We start from the raw sequence: 16622 nt of genomic DNA, 5'->3' as shown, positions 1-16622 counted from the left end.
TGCTTTTATCGCATTGATCGCTCTCGGAGAGAGCTCCCACGCATTTATCGCTTTCGGAGAAAGCTCCTACAGTGCACTCCTACAAAATAGGTTTATTTAAGCAGGGTTTCCAGATCGTCTGCGGTGAGGATGCGTTCGATCCAGGTTTCTAGTTGTTCCAGGCTGGCGGTGTTGATTTGTTCTTCGGCCCAGGTGGGGAGTTGGCCGAATTTGAGTTGAACCAGTTTTCTAAGTGCCTGTGCTTCACCCTCCTGACGGCCTTGCTGCATACCTTGCTGCATACCTTGCTGCATACCTTGCTGCATGCCCTGTTGCATGCCTTCGTTACGAAATCTTTCTGCAAATCCGGCCATGTTTTTGTCCTCCTGAGCATAGCGCTGCTGGTATTGCTTCATTTCTTCTTCACTGAAGTCAGTATAGATATCGACAAATTCTACGTATTTTAGTTGCTTTTCCGGGTCTTGTTCCAGTGTTAGCAATCCCTGGATGGCTTTGGCGTAGATGTCGACTTTTTCTGCCTGGCTCCATTGCATGTTCGGCAGGTTGAGCCGAGCGACTAAGTTGTTGCTTTCCAGGAATTGGCTGGCTGGCAAGCGATCCAGTTGAGTTTGCAGGTAGTTGAACTCCAGGTAGCTATGGCGCTCTCCTTGGATATTCAAACTGCTGGGTAGTTGTTCGTGACTGTGAAGGAAAATCACCACAGGGACTACCCTTTGGGTTTCGAAAAGCTCACTCAGGTGCAAAGTGTAGTGAGCCAGCCGGTGGATTGAGAAACGTCTTGGGTCAGTTTCTTCTTCCAGTACAAAGAGCAGGGCTTCCTTGCGGCCATCAGGCCATTCTGCCAGTAGTGGAACATCCAGTTCATGAAAACGATCACCGAGGCGTTCTTTGAGTTGTTCCTGGCGGATTGGGGTGATGCGTACATCAGACGTAATATCCGTTGCTTCGTCGCTGGCAAAAAATTCAAGCGCCTGGTGTGGGTAGTCCAGAATCAGGTTTTTGAAATTTTGGTCATGACTGGTGTTTTTGCTCATAAAACTTCCTTGTAAAGCTTTTACAACCTATTCACCTATATTTTTAATCGCTACCAAATAGGTCGCGTGTGTAGGTTTTTTCTTCTACATCTTGAAGTTCATCTGAACGGCGGTTGGCGAGGATGACGTCACTAATTTGTTTGAATTCTTCTAAGCCTTTAATGACGCGGAATTCATCAAACTGGTCTTCATTCCAGACGGGTTCGTAGACAACAACTTCAACGCCTTTGGCTTTAATTTGTTTCATGACATCTTGAATGGCTGAAGCTCTAAAGTTGTCAGAGCCTGATTTCATGATTAAACGATAGACGCCTACTGTTTTTGGCTGGCGTTCAAGTACTGAGTTAGCAACGAATTCTTTTCGAGTTGCATTAGAATCAACAATGGCTTTGATGAGGTTGTTGGGAACCTGATCAAAGTTTGCCAGCAGTTGCTTGGTGTCTTTTGGTAAGCAGTAGCCACCATAACCAAAGCTGGGGTTGTTGTAGTGGTCACCGATACGTGGATCTAAACCGATGCCCTCTATAATTTGCTGGGCATTAAGGTTGTGGGTTTGTGCATAGGAATCCAGCTCATTAAAGTAGGCAACGCGCATGGCAAGATAGGTGTTTGCAAAAAGTTTAATAGCTTCTGCTTCAGTGGAGTCTGTAAAAAGAACTGAAATGTCTTTTTTAATTGCGCCTTCTTTTAAAATCCCTGCAAAGGTTTCTGCTCTTGTTGATCGCTCACCAACAATAATTCGTGAAGGGTAAAGATTGTCATAAAGCGCTTTACCTTCACGGAGAAATTCTGGAGAAAAGATAATATTATTTGTTTTAAATTTTTCTTTAAGTTTTTCAGTGTAGCCAACAGGAATGGTTGATTTGATAACCATGGTGGCATCTGGATTAATTTCCAGAACATCCTTAATAACCGCTTCTACACTCTTTGTATTGAAGTAATTGGTTTCAGGGTCATAGTCTGTGGGGGTGGCAATGATGACAAATTCAGCATCAAGGTAGGCTTCTTCTTTGTTAAGTGTTGCCTTGAAGTTGAGCTGCTTTGTTTTCAAAAAATCTTGTATTTCAGTATCTTCGATTGGTGAACGACGAAGATTGAGCAGCTCGACTTTTTCTTTAAGGATATCAAGAGCGACAACCTGGTGGTTTTGAGCTAGCAGAACTGCATTAGAAAGGCCGACGTAACCTGTACCCGCTACAGCAATTTTCATATCATTCCTATCATAAAATTTAAATAATCATTTAGGCACGCTACCGCCCCGAGGTTAGTGGCTTGCCTCAGAACCAGTCCTTGCGTGCAGAGAGATGTCTATATCCATTAAAAAACCATGTGATTGTAACATTGTTTACAATCACAACCAATTAAAAAAGGGACGCAATTGCGCCCCTCAAGCCTCTTTCCCTTACCGCTATATAATAATTAATACTTTAATTAGAACTTCTCTTCAAAGCCTAGGTTGATTGCAAAATAACGAGGGAATTCAGTGCCGTCAACTGTGGAGGTATCCAGACTCATTGCCATATCCAGGTTGAAGATACCGAAGAAGGTTCCACCTGCACTAACGGTTGTTAGTTCAGTACCCGTCAGGTTTTTGTTGTAGCCTGCACGTACGCCAGGGATCAACCAGCTTTGGGTGAAGTAGCCTGCTGAGATACCCACATCTTGGAACTCATCACCGACAAAATTGGTGGCTGTGCCCAGGGTATAGTAGCCATGCAAGGACCAGGTACGATTGTCATTGAAGTAGGCTGCTTCCAAAACCGTATGACGGGTTAGGGTGACGCTTTCATCAAGAACCAGGCGGCCTGCTGCTGCCAGGTTTTCAGCTGCTGTTCTATCTCTGTCTTTGACATTTCCCTGATCATCAAAAATAGGATCAGCAAACATATCAGCAAGGTTGGGGTATTGAAATTCTGGTTCATTGACATTGTACATGGTTGCACCCACCTGGTAGTTGCGCGCATGCCAAAGCAGGCCCACATCTAGCCCCAGCGCACTTTCTTGGGTGTAATCATCTACAAAAAAGTCACCTGACCGGTCGGCAGCATCATCACCGCTAGCTGTGTAGTAGTCATCTTCTGCTGCACCTCTTAGCGATAAGAAGCCACGATGCATGCGCGCCTGGTAGTAGTTAAGACGCACACCACCTTCTAAAGTACCGTGAGTTGGGTCCAGGTTAAGCGCACTGGTCAGGTTGTGGGCATAGTTAAGAGCCAGATGGGTTACACCTGCGGCCTTAGCTTCCATGGCGGTATCAGTTGTGAAGTCGGCATCCACTTCGAGTTTGGCACTTCCATCTTGCATTTGCTGGCGGAAGGTTTCATCTTGCGCCAAGGTGGTTAGGCTTTCCAACTCTTCATCAGTGTAGCCAGCATCTTTTTTCAGGACCTCGATGACAGCATTCAGGTAGTTTTCATCCTCAGTTGCATTTGCATCATAGCTTTCATATTGCTGTAAAAATGCATCCTTATCATCTGCTTGATCATACTCATCAATCAAGCTATCGAGAACAACGAAGGTTTTACCAATTTTATCAGAGCTGATATTTAAGTCTGCTGAAAGTGATTGGAAGCCATCGCTAGAGGCTGAGGCACCTGAAGCAAAAACCCCGCTACCTGAGGTTGAGTTTTGAACAGTGCGGAAAGTGGTTGCCACACCAAAGGGGCTGGCGATCATTTGCCCACGAAATTGAGCATGAGCAGCAACATTGACACCGAAGGTCCAGTCACGGCCACCTTTAAATAGGAAGGGCATCAAAGGAACAGAAACACTACCACCAAAACGTAGCTGACCGCCTTTTTCCAAATCTTCAAGAAGGCCATCATTTAGGTTATCTGCAACGCCCTGATAACAATTAGCTAGCATATCTGCGTTGGTGCCATCCAAGGATGATGGCGAACACTGTTCATCAGCTGGTTTGTTCTGGTTATGTCGAGCTAAGGCATCTACTAGCTCACGATCATCTTCACTAAGGTTGTTATAGTCATTCCCCGCTTCTTCCAAAGCATCAAGCGCTTCAATATCATCAATCAAGCCTTCAACTTCATCATCGATATCATCCACTTCGCCTAGCTCTAGGTAGCCACCGATGTTACTCAAGTAACCAAAACGAAACCGCTCACCCTCACGAACCATGATGTTGCTGCTGGCCGGGTTGTGGCTGCTGGAATGGATACTACCCGGGTTAGAAACTCCGCCCAGGGTTGCACTGGTTCCTGCTGAATTAAGGGACTGATTAGCTTGTGCCCCGGCGAGTGGCAAGGCCGCAATAGCCATACCTAAAGCGATGCGAGAGAGTTTCATAGTGTTACCTCATGATGGCCGCGCTGATACATTTTTTTAATCTACTTTATAGTAATCTTTATAGCATATCTGTGCGGTGGATCACAGTTCTCTTAACTACACCCAAGGTTGAACTTGCAGCCTGCTGAAGTCATCACCCATATGGGTGTTGCTTCTAGTTACAAAAGTCCATTTGAACGATTTGCTGGTAGGTAACGCCAGGCTCTGCAGGTTCGGTGCAGTTCATTGCCTGAATTTCATAAGTGTTATCTTCAGTAGCGGTTGTTTGCATGAGCAGCAGTTTTTCAGCTTGCCCTTTTGATCCAGTGAAGGTGTGAGTTTCTTCGTGAACCCTTGAAAACTGCCAGCTTTCTGGATCAGTATCATATTCACGCCATGAGTAGTTCACTTTAAAAGCACCTGCTAAAGCGTCGGCATCAACATAGAAGTTACTTTCACCCTGATTCCCAGTGCTGCTGCTACTCATTTCCAAGAAACGAATTTTTTCCTGATTCGCAAGAACAATTTGATAGCTGTTTTCAGAGTCACAAGGTGTCATGTAGTGGTCTTCTTCCTTTTCACTACAGGTTTGGCTTCCGCTGTACATGATGGTGTACTCTTCAGGTAGCAGTCCTTCAGGTAGCTGACTGACATAGTCTGGCTCGTAGGCAAGGCTAAGATTGATCAGTGCTTCATTTGATGAACCCTCTGCCAGAGTTGTGTTTTTTGAATAGAAGCTTCCGTCAAGAGTAACAATCCACTCCCAGTTAATGCCTTCAAGCATTTTATGGGCACAGTCATCAAAAACCATTTCCCAGCTATTTCTATCGGCTGTGGGGACTTTGAAGTGGACATAGCCGCTTTGGTTACACTGAAAAACACCCTGGTCTTTTTCCAGTTCTTGGAGCTCTGCTCTGATTCGATCTATCTCGCCATAGCCAGTTATGAAAAGGTGCTCATAGAAAACCTTTTTACGAATGACTTGGGTGTAGTTTTGATCTGAAAATTCTAGCAGTGGACGCGGTGAACCCAGGTTCATTTGCTCTAAACTTGCTAGATCAAGCTGTTGAAAGTCAGGTGCTTCTGGGGAGTGACTAGTGTCATCTTCAGGAAGGTTTTCTTCTTTTTCAGCAGGGGTTTCTTCTTGTTGCTGCTCATTTTCCTCAGCATTATCTTCAGGCGGAGTTGCTTCCTGCTCTTCCTCAGTAGTTTCTTCAGGGAGGGGCGCTTCAGTTGATGGTGGCTCCGCCGGGTTTGTTTCTGGGTCTGAACCAGAAGAGTCATCAAAACAACCCGTTAAAATGCCAGTCAATAGCAAGACCGCCAGTACTTTTAGCATCTTTTTCTCCTTGTCCTTGATGCACCTATAAATCAGCGGGCATTCTACGAGCTTAACCAGAAAAGTTTGACTTCATAATGTAACTGAAATGTAACACTTTGAAATTAACCTTGGTTTTACAGCTTTTTCTGGACACTGAGGTTTGCACTAAGGTATTGCGGGTAGCTGCTTCCCAGGAAGTCGCTGGTTTGGGGTGTAAAGGCTACATTGAGGTGCAGCCAGTTGGTGAAGCTGGCTCCTAGTTCTAGGGCGGTTACTTGGGTGCCAGCAAGGTTTTGGCTAAATCCCCAGCGAGTTTGCTGTAGGTAGGGGTTGTCAAAGTTCAGGTAGTGTTGAACGCCTAAATTTTGATATTGATCACCAACGAGGTTGGTTGCTTTTCCCAGCGTAAAGTAGGCTTCCAAACCCCAGCGTCCTGTTGGGTTGCGGTAACCACTATCAACAACCAGGTGACGGGTTAGGGTTGCCTTTTTGTTCAGGTTAATGCGGCCTTCTTCCAAGAGTTCTTCCAGGGCTTGTTGGTCTTTATCCCGCAGGTTGCCCCCGGGGCTTAGAAGTGGGTCTTGGAATTGGTCATTCAGGTTGCCAAAGTTAAAGCTGGGTTCGTTGAGGTTGTAGAGGGTTGCGCCCAGCCGTATTCTGGGCGTTTGCCAAACCAAGCCGAAATCCACCCCTAGACCCTGTTCTGTCCGATAGCCTTCGTCAAAGTGGTTTCTGGCCCGGCGTTCTGCTGTCGCGCCTGAAGTGGTTAGGTTGCGTTGGTCTTCCAGCCCCATGACTGAAACTAAGGCTCTGTGCATACGGGCTTGGTAGTAGTTGAGGGTGACGCCAGCATGGAGCTGGTTGCGGCTACGGTTAAGATCAAACAGATGTGAGAATTCCTGGCTAAGACTAAAATTCAAGTAGGTGATTCTAGCTCGGCGCGCTTCCAGGGAGGTGGCGGTGCTGAAGTCAGCTTCACCAAGAAGTTCAAGCCTGCCTTCTTCTAAAGCCTCGCTCAACTCAGGGTCATCTCGAATTCGATCTGCCAGGTCTTGAATGTCTTGCAGCTGTTCATCCGTGTAGCCTGCTTGTTCTTGAAGTTCAAACTGAACCACGCGAACAAATTTTTCGTCGTCGGTGGCTTCTTGTTCGTAAAGCTGTTGATCATCATATTCTGCAAACAGCTCATTAGGTTCACTTTGATAGCGTGCGGATAGTCGGTCGAGTACGGCATAGGTTGCACCCAGTTGATTGAGCCCAACAGTGAGGTTGGCTCCGGGTGTTGGGTTTTGGCTGCTTCCGGTGACTTCTCGGGTTTCCAGGTAAGCATTGACGCTAACGGGCGCACTCATCACCTGACCTTTGATTTGGTTTTTAAACCCTGCCCCCAGGCTAAAGGTTGCTTTCGGCAAGGTGGCTAAGCGCAGGTGAATGGGATAGGCAGGTGCTGCAAATTGGTAACCTGCGCGCAGTTGGCCACTTTTTTCCAGTTCATCAAGCAGGCCTTCATTCAAGGAGTCGGCAACGCCTTGGTAGCAGGCGGCTAGATTGACCAGATTCCGGCCATCCAGTTGTTCAGCCCGACATTGGTTTGAGTGTCTTTCCAGGCTTCTTACGCGCTGCTGGTTGTCTTCGCTAAGGCTGGCGAATTCCTGGTTGTTTCTTTCCAGGATGCTGAGGGTGTCCAAATCTTTGGAGAGGTCTTCAATTTTTTTATCCAGTTGATCCATATCTGGCAGTTCCAGATAGATTCCTGTGCCTGCCAAGGGGGTTAGCGCCGCTTTTTGATCTTCAGCCAGCCGTGTGTTGAGGCTGGCCGGGTTCTGTTGACCGCCAAGCCCTGGATAAAGTGCTTGATTTCCCTGCAGGCCTAGGGGTACCAGTAGCAGTAAACCGGCCAGCAGTGGACCTCGCATGGATACCTCCTCTAGGTAGGAACACCCGAGTGGAAACGAAATTGCGGATCAGGGCTTTCGATCAGTTCTTTTTCCACTTCCAGGAGTTTTTGGATGCGTTGTTTGAGGGGTTGTTTGCCGGGTTTTTCCGCTTCGTAGAGTTCGGCCAGGTAGAGGTAGTCTTCAAAATGCCTGGCTTCGGATTTGATTAGAGAGCGGTAGTATTTTGCTAGGTTGGCATCCAGATAAGGAATGAGCGCCGCAAAACGCTCACAGGAGCGGGCTTCGATAATGCCACCGATGATCAGCAGGTCGATAAAACGGCCATGTTCATCGGTACGCATTGCCTGGCGTAAGCCTTCAGCATAGCGTGCCGGAGTCAGGTTCTGGTAGGCAATGCCTCTTTCTTGAAGCAGGTTAACTACCTGCTCAAAGTGCAGTAGTTCCTCCCGCGCCAGCTGGGACATTTTTTTCAGCAGTTCCGGGCGGTCTACATGTTTGTGCATCAAACTCATCGCCGTGGCTGCGGCTTTTTTCTCACACTGGGCGTGGTCGATCAGCAGGATATCGAGGTTTTCCAGGGCATGATCAACCCAGGCTTGTGGGGTTTTGCAAAGTAGAAAAGCATCGATTTCGGGTGTTTCAGGGGGCTGAATGGTCATAGATTCATCATGCTTGTTGTAGCGATATTTAATGGTTGCAGATTATCGCGCACAGAGTGCGCTCCTACAGTAGGAGCGCACTCTGTGCGCGAACGATTATGCCGCCTGCTGCTTTTGAGTTAGCTCGTGAAGGCGATCTGGTGATAGCTCCAGCCCATGAGGCCAGGATAAAGCACCCGCATCAAGAAAGGCACGTTTAAGAAAGCCTTCATCCTTAAGGGGCTCAAGAAGTGGCCCCTGCTTTTTAGCAAGGTAAGCGGGCAGATCAAATATGCCTTTACTGCCATCTGAAAACTCCAGAAACAGGTGGTTATTTTCAAGAAAATGAAAGCTGAGTATTTTAATCATAATCTGCTCCTGGAATGCGTTCCAAAGGTTCAAAATTTTGTGCTCTTTCCCAGTTAGTCATTAGCTCTTGCTGATAGGTCAGGCACCATTCTTTAACGATAGCAGCCGCCTTGTTGGGAAGCTTACCTTTCGACACTTCACCTGATGATATATTTACTAAAGCTTCAAAGCCTTGATATTCCACATGAATGTGTGGAGGCGGGTGGTCATCGTGCCACATGCGTATAACAATGCCAAAAAATATGGAGAGTACAGGCATAAGCTTAATCAGGTTTGTTTTTCCAAGTGACTTTTCACTCGCAGGTAGTCGCTTTCCGTATCCACTCCGTGTGGATGGTGTTCACAGGCCTGGGCGACGTGGATGCGGTGGCCGTTCCAGAGGGCGCGCAGTTGTTCCAGGTGTTCGGCTTCTTCAATAGGTGCCGGTGGCCAGGTGACGTATTGATTGAGGAAGCGGGTGTAGTAGGCGTAGAGACCGATGTGCCGCTGGTAGTGGATGCCTGGCGGCAGGGCATCGGGTTGGTGGTGGCCCCTGCCCTTGTCGATAAAGTGATCCCGTGCCCAGGGTTGGGGGCTGCGGCTGAAGTAGAGGGCCAGGCCTTGCTTGTCACTGACGACTTTAACGATATTGGGGTTAAATACGGCAGCGATTTCGGTGATGGGTTCGCTGAGGGTGGCGATGCTGGCTTCGGGCTGGGCAGCGAGGTTTTCCGCGACCTGGTTGATTAAGGCCGGTGGAATCAAGGGTTCATCACCTTGAACATTGACGATGATGGCCTGGTCGTCCAGTTGTAGCTGTTCGGCCACTTCCTGCAAGCGATCGGTGCCACTGGGGTGGTCGCTGCGGGTCATACAGATCTGAGCACCGAAATGTTCCGCCGCTTCAGCAATGCGTTGGTCGTCAGTGGCGATCACCACCTGCCCTGCCCGGCTTTTTTGGGCCTGTTCCCAAACATGCTGAATCATCGGCTTGCCTGCCATATCCAGCAGGGGCTTGCCTGGCAGACGTGAAGAAGCATAGCGGGCAGGAATGACGACAGTAAAATCTGGGTGAGGCATAGGTTTGGGCTTTTCCATAGAGCTTCAGGCCGCCTGACTTTTCAAGAGTGGCCAGGCACCCTGTTTGGAGGCTTCCAGTATAACGATTTCAACAATACTACCGTCTTCTGCATAGCTGATATGAGTGTTCCAGTCCTGTGACACTTCTTTGACAATTGGCTTTTCAGAAAGGTGCAGGACAAGAATATCGTCCGCTTCATCGTAAGTGGTTCTCATAGGGTTCACTTCTTTTTCAAACGCTCATCTGCTGTTAGAGGACGCGCTTCTTCTTCGAGCATCACAGGCAGGCCGTCACGGATGGGGTAAGCCAGGCCAGAGACCGTACAGACCAGCTCCTGGGCTTCTTTGTCATATTCAAGCGCTGCATGGGAAACGGGGCAGACCAGTAGAGCGAGAAGTTTTTTGTCCATGGTAGTTCCTGTATAAATTGGTGATGCTTGTTGATCATGAGGTCATTGTAACCATTTTTTTAATAGTTATCGCGCACAGAGTGCGCTCCCACAACCCGAATTTTTGTAGGAGCTTCCTGTGGGAGCTCACTCTGTGAGCGATAGGTTTGTGAGGGTCTGGCACCACAAGCGTTTTTGTTCTATGTTGTTTTTGGATTGCTGGTCATGATTAAAAGGAGTTTTTTATGCCATCATCTCATCGCCTTCGTGTCGGTCGCTTTTCTCAATCCCATCAGGTCTACTTGGTCACCTGCGTTACCCAAAACAGAAACCCTCTCTTTTTTGACTTTTATACTGCTCACGCTTTGCTGGAGAGTTTAAGAGACACAGAATCTCATGCCTATACTTGGGCTTACGTTATTATGCCTGATCACTTCCACTGGCTGGTTCAGTTGGGGGAAAAGGTGAGCCTTTCTGACCAGATACGTTTTGTAAAAAGCTCGGCAACCAAAAGAATTCGTAAACTAAACAACTGTTCATTGGAAGTTTGGCAGGCAGGTTTCCATGACTGTCAGTTGAGAAAAGAAGATGACCTCAAGGCTATGGCACGGTATGTAATCGCTAACCCAATCAGGGCTGGACTGGTTAACTCAGTAAGGAACTACAGCTTTTGGGATGCAGCCTGGATTTGAGATTGAAGATGATCGCTGTGGGAGCTTTCTGTAGGAGCTTTCTGTGGGAGCTTTCTCCGAAAGCGATGCGATGCGATGCGATGCGATGCTTCGATGATCGCGCACGGAGTGCGCTCCCACAAAGCGGAGTGCGCTCCCACAAAGCAGAGTGCGCTCCCACAAAGCAGAGTGCGCTCCTATAGGGTGGTTTGGGTGGTGTTTATTCTATCCTTATACGCATATCCAGGGCGTTGAGTACCTTGTATACCGTTTCAAATCGCGGGTGTTTGCCTTTACCAAAAGCCTTGTATAGGCTTTCTCTACCCAGACCTGCTTCCTTAGCGATTTTTGACATGCCTTCACTGCGCGCAGCATCACCCAGTGCCTGAATAAAGAAATCTAAATCACCTTCATCCAGACAGGCCTGAAGGTACTCGCGCACTAGGTCGGGTGTTGTTAGATATTCCGCTGCATCGAAATTCTGAGTAATTAGTTCAGCCATGAAAGCACCTGTTTAATATCTTTGGTCTGGGTTTTCTTACTACCAACCAAAGCCAGCAGAATAAGCTGATCGCCCCGCTTGGTATAGTAAACTCGCCAGCCTGTCCCTACATCAATTCGCAGTTCGTAAAGGCCATCAGATAAGGCCTTGTGGTCACCAGGGTTCCCACTTTCCAGCCGCCTGATTCTGGCAATTATGCGTGCCACAGCACGCGCATCTTTGATTTTCTTTAAGCGCTCATCAAAGGGAACCCTTCCTTCAACAACCAGTTTTTTAATAATCATCCTTGCCTCCGTATCCTAAAGGATACAGCATGAAGCTTTTTCAAGCGAGTGCAAATATCGCGCATGGAATGCGCTCCTACAAACAAAACTTCAACTGTGGGAGATTCTTATAGGAGCTTTCTGTGGGAGCTTTCTCCGAAAGCGATCGCGCACGGAGTGCGCTCCCACAGTTTATTTGAGTTTTTGGCTGAGGGCTTTCAGGAAGTCTTCTGGCAGTCGGGCTTCTACTTCAACAATCCAGTGGCGCTGGTTGAGCCAGGGTTGAAGTTTTACGGCATCTTTGGCGGTCATGATGATGGGTTGGTCGCCAGGTAGGTTAAGGGTGGCAGCTGACATTCGGGCGTGGTCTGGCAGTGGATGGGGTGTCACTTCCAGCCCTTGAGCTGTTAGTTGATCAAAGAAGCGCTGGGGGTTGCCAATGCCAGCCAGGGCATGTACTTCTTGGCCTGGGTTGAATGGAAGGGCGCTCTGCCAGAGGCCGTCACCGCGCCGCCAGGCGGTTTGTTCCAGGTGGTAGTGGATGGGTTCAATGTCCAGGGGGTGTTGCAGTTCACCCTGGCAGAGCACCCAGTCCACTGTTTGCAGACGTTGTGGCGGTTCACGCAGGGGGCCAACGGGCAGGCAGTGACCATTGCCCAGGCCGCGGGCACCATCAATTACGACCAGTTCGATGTCTCTTTGCAGTGCCAGGTGTTGCAGGCCATCATCAGCAATCAAAAGATCACAGCCTTCTTCAATGAGTAGTTGGGCTGCACGGGGGCGTTTGGGGTCGATAGCAACGGGCAATTGGGTTTGCCTTGCCAGCATCAGCGGTTCATCCCCTGCTTCTTGGGGGTTGCTGTCTTGTTCCACTCGAAAAGGGTAGCTTTTTGCCTTGCTACCATAACCGCGGCTGATAATACCCGGTTGATAGCCCTGGCGTTGCAGGTAGCGCGCGAGGCTGGCAACGACTGGAGATTTGCCACTGCCGCCTACACTGATATTACCGACAATGATGACAGGAACGGGTGCGCGCCAGCTGGCTTTCTTACCTGTTGAATAAGCCTGGCGGCGTTTTTCCAGCTGCTTTAAATATAATTTTTCCAAACACAGGAGTTTGTTCAGTGGGCCGGGGGCTGCTGCGTACCAGTGGCTTTCAATCCAGTTTTGAAGTTTCATAGGACGAGTATATCACCTCCCCTAGTGTGGTGGTCGGGTGGCGATACGTAGCTGTTGAATACCTAGCTGACGGGCGATGTCGAGGGCCATGACCAGGCGTTGGTGGGGTGCTTCCTGTTCAGCCCGGATCAATATGGCAGGGTCGGTATGCTCTTCCAGTAGGGTTTGTAAATACTCTTTGAGGGCATCAGCATCGCTGATTTCCTGGTCATCCAGTTGTATACGTCCATCCGCAAAGAGGGCAAGGTTGAAGATACTATCTCTTTGCGTTTCACGAGGCTCAGAACTGCTGGCGGTAGGTAGCTGTAGGTTCAGTTGCTGGTCAGGAAAACTGGTGGTGACCATAAAGAAGATCAATAGCAGGAAGACAACATCGATCAAGGGGGTCATGTTGACTTGGACGGGTTCTGAGCTTTGCCGACGAAACTGCATAAAAAGCCTCTAGTTCCAGGTGCTGGTGACGGTTTCACTGGAGCCATTTTTGAGATCAGCATCACCATGGAGGTGAAGTGGGTCAGGCTGGTCAGGTGTGAGGGCATCAAGCAGTTGTTGGGAGGCTTCTTCCAGTTCTACGACCAGGTCAGCAACGCGGCGCAAAAAGAAACGGTGCATAACCAGTGCAGGGATGGCAATGGTCAGGCCTGCTGCAGTAGTGATTAGGGCCATGGAAATACCGGCAGCCAGTTGTTGGGCATTGCCTGCGGCCAGGTCCAGTTGCTGGAAAACATCAATCATACCTACGACTGTACCCAGTAGGCCGAGTAGAGGTGTAATGGCGGCAATGGAACCCAGAGGGCTGAGGTATTTTTCTAACAGGTGAACTTCATGAGAACCTGCCGTCTGTAGAGCTTCACGAATGCGCCCTTCACCCTGCCCACGGCGCGCCAGACCAGCAGCAAGTACCCGTCCCAGCGGTGAGCTGTTTCTGAGTTGATTCAGTTCTTCGGTAGAGCCCTGCTGGCTGAGGGCTTTCATAAGCACCCCCGCAGGCAGCACCCGTTTTTTGTGGAGCGTCCAAAGGCGTTCCAAAACGATGGCCAGGGCCACTATGGAAGAGAGAACCAAAGGCAGCATGATCCAGCCGCCTGCAAGTAATAAATCCAGCACCCGTGTACTCCTTAGATGGCTTCTTTGAAGTTATGCTTTTTTCCTGTTGCCCTTTCATAGAGCATTTCTGGTGCTAGATCAAAGCCACAAGGCCAAGCTAAAGTCGGCCACTCATCCAGGTAAAACTTTTTGAATTCTGTAAGCTTCTGCAAAGGCTTAGCTGCATCAAATAAAGCGGGCAGGTCGCTCAAATCAACCTCACCTGTTTCACCTGTATTGAAAGTCAGGCGCAGCCTGTAGTCTTTAAGATATTCGGCACTTTCAAGATAGATCATTAGGTATTCCCTAAATCAGTCAAACCAACGGCTTGAGTTTATAGAATTCTTTAGATTCCCACATCTTCAAGAGAGCAGCCTGATGGGGCTCAGCCCACTCTTCAACCAGCCCTCTAACCTTAGCTGGAAGGTAGCCTGCTTCCAGGTTCAGAGTGTAAATATTCATAACCGCTCGATATTCGTTGTATTTTACATGGAAGTGAGGTGGATTGTGCTCATTGAAGTACATACTGATGACGATGCCAAGAAAGCGTGTTATTTCAGGCATAGTTTTACTCTCCTAGTTCAATTCGGTTTATGACTGATCCAGTTCCATAGGGGTTGATTTTGCTGTCGCCAGCTGCTGACTTGGGGTTCTTGGCCGGGCTCTAGTTGAATATGCAGGCTGCCATGGTGGCCTGTGTCTCTCTGTCTGACTTGGTGCTGGTAGAGACGCTGGACAACGCTGGCGTGGGGATGGCCATAGGCATTGCGCCAGCCGGAGGTGTGCAGGGCCCATTGCGGCCGGGTGGCTTCCAGTAAGGGATTGCCGGTTGAGGTTTGGCTGCCATGGTGTCCGGTTTGTAGCAGGGTGAGTGTCTGGCCTTTTAACAGGCTGGGTAAGGCTTGGCTGAAAAAGGCTTCTTCAGGCGTTCCTGCATCACCTGTCAGGAGCAGGCTGTGTTCTTCACCCCTAACCAAAAGCACACAAGAATCTTCATCTTCAACACGTCGATCAACAGGTCTTGGCGGCCAAAGGGCCAGGATTTCCAAGGCACCTAACTGCCATTGCTGTCCTGCATAACAAAGCTGCCCTTGAGCCTGGGTGGGTTTATTGGGAGCGAGTGGCCGGGACATGATGATTGTTTCAACAGGCCAGCGTTGCAACAAGGGAAGCAAGCCCCCTGAGTGGTCGATATCATCATGGCTGATCACGATTTTGTTCAGACCCTGGGCAGTTAACCAGGGTTCTATGGCATTCACGACTGGTGCCCAGCCTGAAGGAAAGCTGCGCCCGGTATCATAAAGCAGTTGCTCTCCCTGGCTTTCAACCAGTACAGCCGTACCCTGCCCCACATCCAAAACTCTGACTTGCCAAGTCTCGTCTTCAAGGGATGGAAAAGCAGTAGGCAAAGGCAGGAAAGCCAGGAATAAACCCAAGGGGGCGAGCCAGCGTCCAGGAAACCCCGGTGGTAAGAGGCCAAGCAGGCCTATCCAAAGGTAAGTCGGTTGTTGGATTTGCAAGGCGGGTAAGTTGGCGACCCAGGTTAACGCCAGGTGTGTTCCGGCAAACAGCCAGGAAGTAAATTCAGCCAGCCAACTGCCACCCAGCAGGCTAACCAGGAGGCTGGCAAAACTTAGCGGCAGCAAAAGCAAACCGACCAGGGGTACAGCAACCAAGTTGACCAGAGGTGCCCAGATACTAAAGTGCGCTGACTGCCAGAGCAGCAAGGGCGTTAAACCCAGGGTGATCACCCACTGCACCCTGATCAGATTTTTCCAGGCCGGGGCCTGACGAAGACCACGCAAAGAAAACATCAACAGGGCAACGGCTCCAAAGGAAAGCCAGAAGCCACGCGTCAGTACCAGTAAGGGGTTGAGCACCAATACCGCGATCAAAGCGAGGCTAAAGACGGTCCAGGGGCTAAGTTGCCGCCAGCCGCTAAGGATCAGAGCCCCCATTGCCAACATGATCGCTGCCCGCTGAGTGGCAACGCCCCAGCCTGCCAAATGGGCATAGCCCCAGGCAACCAGCAACGATAACACCAGAGCAGCCGTCCAGGGAAACTCTAGGCGTCTGGCCAACCAAAGTAATAACCCAGCCAGCATTCCCAGGTGCAGGCCAGAGATGACCCAGAGGTGAACAGTGCCTGTCTTTTGTAAGGTTTGCCAGTCTTGATGATTGAGTGCCTGCCCTTCACCAAGCGCCAAGGCCAATAGAAAACGCTGCCCTTGTGGGTGAAGATCAGCAGCTTGTTGGCTTTCCAAAAGCTGGGTTCGCCAAGCTGGTAAACCCCTAGCATCCTGGAGCTTCTGAATGTCAGCCGAGCGTCCAACATAGCCTCTACCCACTAGGCCACGAGCCAATTGATTGCCTGTAAAACTGGGAACCTGTTCATTTTTTAAAGATCGAAGTGGGCGAATTCTAGCTTCAAGTTGCCACTGTTCACCAGGACGAGGTAAGGGTTCAGCTGAATACCAGTTCAATCGAATGGGTGCCGCAGCTTTGGCAGCCAGTTGGCAGGGCTCACCTGTCTCCCGCTGACAAGTGAGTACCCGCATTTGAATAGTGCCCCGCCCGCCAGCAGAGGTGCTTGTCGCTAAAATGTCACCCTTGATAAGAACACCTGCTTGAGTATCCTGCCACGAGGGCGCAAGCTCCATTCGCCATGCCAAAAACAGGAGCAACCAGGTATAACCGCTAAGCAGGCCTAATAGGGTCCAGTGCTTACGTCTGAGCAAGCTCAGGGCAAGAGGAAGAGCGAGGATGAGAGCTTCCGAGGGCGGCCAGCTGGAAAGTAGCAAAGCCAGCTGAATGCCAACTACAAGGCCAGCAGCAAAAAACCAGCAGCTTGGGATGTCCTTGTAAAAATGGTTTGAAAACATTGGTTTGCTTCCTGCAAAAAAATGACTTTCCCTGCTTGGTCAGCTATTA

20 protein-coding genes are annotated in these 16622 nt (G+C 49.3%); 1 reads left to right on the top strand and 19 read right to left on the bottom strand.

Annotation, left to right across the window (positions count from 1 at the left end):
* Positions 1 to 92: 92 nt before the first annotated feature.
* The 11 genes from BM185_RS01995 to BM185_RS01945 form a co-directional block, all read right to left on the bottom strand.
* Complete coding sequence (locus tag BM185_RS01995; protein ID WP_091958467.1) at positions 93 to 1034, bottom strand: DUF4351 domain-containing protein; 942 nt, start codon at positions 1032 to 1034, stop codon at positions 93 to 95.
* Between the two features lie 43 nt (positions 1035 to 1077).
* Entirely contained in the window at positions 1078 to 2244 is a 1167-nt protein-coding gene (locus tag BM185_RS01990) for a nucleotide sugar dehydrogenase (RefSeq protein WP_091958464.1), read from the bottom strand.
* Between the two features lie 221 nt (positions 2245 to 2465).
* The gene (gene traF / locus BM185_RS01985) at positions 2466 to 4337 is read right to left on the bottom strand and encodes a conjugal transfer protein TraF (protein ID WP_091958461.1); all 1872 of its coding nucleotides are present in this window, start codon (positions 4335 to 4337) and stop codon (positions 2466 to 2468) included.
* A 154-nt stretch (positions 4338 to 4491) separates the two neighbouring features.
* Positions 4492 to 5655: a hypothetical protein gene (locus tag BM185_RS01980; RefSeq protein WP_091958457.1), complete on the bottom strand. Its 1164-nt coding sequence runs from the start codon at positions 5653 to 5655 to the stop codon at positions 4492 to 4494.
* 116 nt (positions 5656 to 5771) lie between these two features.
* Positions 5772 to 7553: a conjugal transfer protein TraF gene (traF, locus tag BM185_RS01975; RefSeq protein WP_091958454.1), complete on the bottom strand. Its 1782-nt coding sequence runs from the start codon at positions 7551 to 7553 to the stop codon at positions 5772 to 5774.
* Positions 7554 to 7564: 11 nt separating this feature from the next.
* Complete coding sequence (locus BM185_RS01970; RefSeq protein WP_091958451.1) at positions 7565 to 8194, bottom strand: MiaE family protein; 630 nt, start codon at positions 8192 to 8194, stop codon at positions 7565 to 7567.
* A gap of 96 nt (positions 8195 to 8290) precedes the next feature.
* Positions 8291 to 8542 (bottom strand): DUF2442 domain-containing protein, encoded by a 252-nt coding sequence (locus BM185_RS01965; RefSeq protein WP_091958449.1) that lies wholly within the window; start codon positions 8540 to 8542, stop codon positions 8291 to 8293.
* On the bottom strand, positions 8535 to 8801 hold the full coding sequence (locus BM185_RS01960) for a DUF4160 domain-containing protein (RefSeq protein WP_091958447.1): 267 nt from the start codon (positions 8799 to 8801) through the stop codon (positions 8535 to 8537). Before BM185_RS01960 ends, BM185_RS01965 begins: the two co-directional genes overlap by 8 nt.
* A gap of 8 nt (positions 8802 to 8809) precedes the next feature.
* Positions 8810 to 9619, bottom strand: coding sequence for a 3-deoxy-manno-octulosonate cytidylyltransferase (gene kdsB, locus BM185_RS01955; protein WP_245751656.1), 810 nt, complete (start codon positions 9617 to 9619; stop codon positions 8810 to 8812).
* A 6-nt stretch (positions 9620 to 9625) separates the two neighbouring features.
* Positions 9626 to 9817, bottom strand: a complete 192-nt coding sequence (locus BM185_RS01950) for a DUF2283 domain-containing protein (RefSeq protein WP_091958444.1) — start codon at positions 9815 to 9817, stop codon at positions 9626 to 9628.
* 5 nt (positions 9818 to 9822) lie between these two features.
* Positions 9823 to 10011: a Trm112 family protein gene (locus BM185_RS01945; RefSeq protein ID WP_091958442.1), complete on the bottom strand. Its 189-nt coding sequence runs from the start codon at positions 10009 to 10011 to the stop codon at positions 9823 to 9825.
* A gap of 224 nt (positions 10012 to 10235) precedes the next feature.
* On the opposite strand from BM185_RS01945, the gene BM185_RS01940 reads away from it, so the two are divergent.
* A complete protein-coding gene (locus tag BM185_RS01940) occupies positions 10236 to 10682 on the top strand; it encodes an REP-associated tyrosine transposase (RefSeq protein WP_091958439.1) in 447 nt (148 codons plus the stop codon).
* Between the two features lie 199 nt (positions 10683 to 10881).
* On the opposite strand, the gene BM185_RS01935 is transcribed toward BM185_RS01940, so the two are convergent.
* The 8 genes from BM185_RS01935 to BM185_RS01900 all read right to left on the bottom strand — a co-directional run bounded on the left by BM185_RS01935 (position 10882) and on the right by BM185_RS01900 (position 16573).
* On the bottom strand, positions 10882 to 11163 hold the full coding sequence (locus BM185_RS01935; RefSeq protein WP_091958436.1) for an addiction module antidote protein: 282 nt from the start codon (positions 11161 to 11163) through the stop codon (positions 10882 to 10884).
* Positions 11151 to 11447, bottom strand: coding sequence for a type II toxin-antitoxin system RelE/ParE family toxin (locus BM185_RS01930; RefSeq protein ID WP_091958434.1), 297 nt, complete (start codon positions 11445 to 11447; stop codon positions 11151 to 11153). The genes BM185_RS01935 and BM185_RS01930 overlap by 13 nt, the downstream gene beginning before the upstream one ends.
* Positions 11448 to 11618: 171 nt before the next feature.
* Positions 11619 to 12605 carry a tetraacyldisaccharide 4'-kinase gene (gene lpxK / locus BM185_RS01925; protein WP_091958431.1) on the bottom strand — a complete coding sequence of 329 codons (987 nt, stop codon included), beginning with the start codon at positions 12603 to 12605 and terminating at the stop codon, positions 11619 to 11621.
* Between the two features lie 21 nt (positions 12606 to 12626).
* Complete coding sequence (locus BM185_RS01920; RefSeq protein ID WP_091958428.1) at positions 12627 to 13037, bottom strand: ExbD/TolR family protein; 411 nt, start codon at positions 13035 to 13037, stop codon at positions 12627 to 12629.
* 9 nt (positions 13038 to 13046) lie between these two features.
* Positions 13047 to 13712 carry a MotA/TolQ/ExbB proton channel family protein gene (locus tag BM185_RS01915; protein ID WP_091958425.1) on the bottom strand — a complete coding sequence of 222 codons (666 nt, stop codon included), beginning with the start codon at positions 13710 to 13712 and terminating at the stop codon, positions 13047 to 13049.
* Positions 13713 to 13723: 11 nt separating this feature from the next.
* Positions 13724 to 13987, bottom strand: a complete 264-nt coding sequence (locus BM185_RS01910) for a DUF2442 domain-containing protein (protein ID WP_091958423.1) — start codon at positions 13985 to 13987, stop codon at positions 13724 to 13726.
* Between the two features lie 19 nt (positions 13988 to 14006).
* Positions 14007 to 14255: a DUF4160 domain-containing protein gene (locus tag BM185_RS01905; protein WP_091958421.1), complete on the bottom strand. Its 249-nt coding sequence runs from the start codon at positions 14253 to 14255 to the stop codon at positions 14007 to 14009.
* 17 nt (positions 14256 to 14272) lie between these two features.
* On the bottom strand, positions 14273 to 16573 hold the full coding sequence (locus BM185_RS01900; RefSeq protein WP_091958418.1) for a DNA internalization-related competence protein ComEC/Rec2: 2301 nt from the start codon (positions 16571 to 16573) through the stop codon (positions 14273 to 14275).
* Between the last annotated feature and the right edge of the window lie 49 nt (positions 16574 to 16622).

The sequence above is a fragment of the Marinospirillum celere genome, from assembly GCF_900112235.1.
GTDB classification, from domain to species: Bacteria; Pseudomonadota; Gammaproteobacteria; order Pseudomonadales; family Halomonadaceae; genus Marinospirillum; species Marinospirillum celere.
Note: the sequence above shows the minus strand (reverse complement) of the source record. Positions and strands in the feature narration are given on the sequence as shown.

Coding starts and splice junctions, on each gene's coding strand:
- BM185_RS01980 (WP_091958457.1), bottom strand. CDS start 5,655: ATGCTAAAAGTACTGGCGGTCTTGCTATTGACTGGCATTTTAACGGGT.
- BM185_RS01995 (WP_091958467.1), bottom strand. CDS start 1,034: ATGAGCAAAAACACCAGTCATGACCAAAATTTCAAAAACCTGATTCTG.
- lpxK (WP_091958431.1), bottom strand. CDS start 12,605: ATGAAACTTCAAAACTGGATTGAAAGCCACTGGTACGCAGCAGCCCCC.
- BM185_RS01960 (WP_091958447.1), bottom strand. CDS start 8,801: ATGCCTGTACTCTCCATATTTTTTGGCATTGTTATACGCATGTGGCAC.
- BM185_RS01940 (WP_091958439.1), top strand. CDS start 10,236: ATGCCATCATCTCATCGCCTTCGTGTCGGTCGCTTTTCTCAATCCCAT.
- BM185_RS01965 (WP_091958449.1), bottom strand. CDS start 8,542: ATGATTAAAATACTCAGCTTTCATTTTCTTGAAAATAACCACCTGTTT.
- kdsB (WP_245751656.1), bottom strand. CDS start 9,619: ATGGAAAAGCCCAAACCTATGCCTCACCCAGATTTTACTGTCGTCATT.
- traF (WP_091958454.1), bottom strand. CDS start 7,553: ATGCGAGGTCCACTGCTGGCCGGTTTACTGCTACTGGTACCCCTAGGC.
- traF (WP_091958461.1), bottom strand. CDS start 4,337: ATGAAACTCTCTCGCATCGCTTTAGGTATGGCTATTGCGGCCTTGCCA.
- BM185_RS01935 (WP_091958436.1), bottom strand. CDS start 11,163: ATGGCTGAACTAATTACTCAGAATTTCGATGCAGCGGAATATCTAACA.
- BM185_RS01945 (WP_091958442.1), bottom strand. CDS start 10,011: ATGGACAAAAAACTTCTCGCTCTACTGGTCTGCCCCGTTTCCCATGCA.
- BM185_RS01950 (WP_091958444.1), bottom strand. CDS start 9,817: ATGAGAACCACTTACGATGAAGCGGACGATATTCTTGTCCTGCACCTT.
- BM185_RS01930 (WP_091958434.1), bottom strand. CDS start 11,447: ATGATTATTAAAAAACTGGTTGTTGAAGGAAGGGTTCCCTTTGATGAG.
- BM185_RS01920 (WP_091958428.1), bottom strand. CDS start 13,037: ATGCAGTTTCGTCGGCAAAGCTCAGAACCCGTCCAAGTCAACATGACC.
- BM185_RS01970 (WP_091958451.1), bottom strand. CDS start 8,194: ATGACCATTCAGCCCCCTGAAACACCCGAAATCGATGCTTTTCTACTT.
- BM185_RS01905 (WP_091958421.1), bottom strand. CDS start 14,255: ATGCCTGAAATAACACGCTTTCTTGGCATCGTCATCAGTATGTACTTC.
- BM185_RS01900 (WP_091958418.1), bottom strand. CDS start 16,573: ATGTTTTCAAACCATTTTTACAAGGACATCCCAAGCTGCTGGTTTTTT.
- BM185_RS01990 (WP_091958464.1), bottom strand. CDS start 2,244: ATGAAAATTGCTGTAGCGGGTACAGGTTACGTCGGCCTTTCTAATGCA.
- BM185_RS01910 (WP_091958423.1), bottom strand. CDS start 13,987: ATGATCTATCTTGAAAGTGCCGAATATCTTAAAGACTACAGGCTGCGC.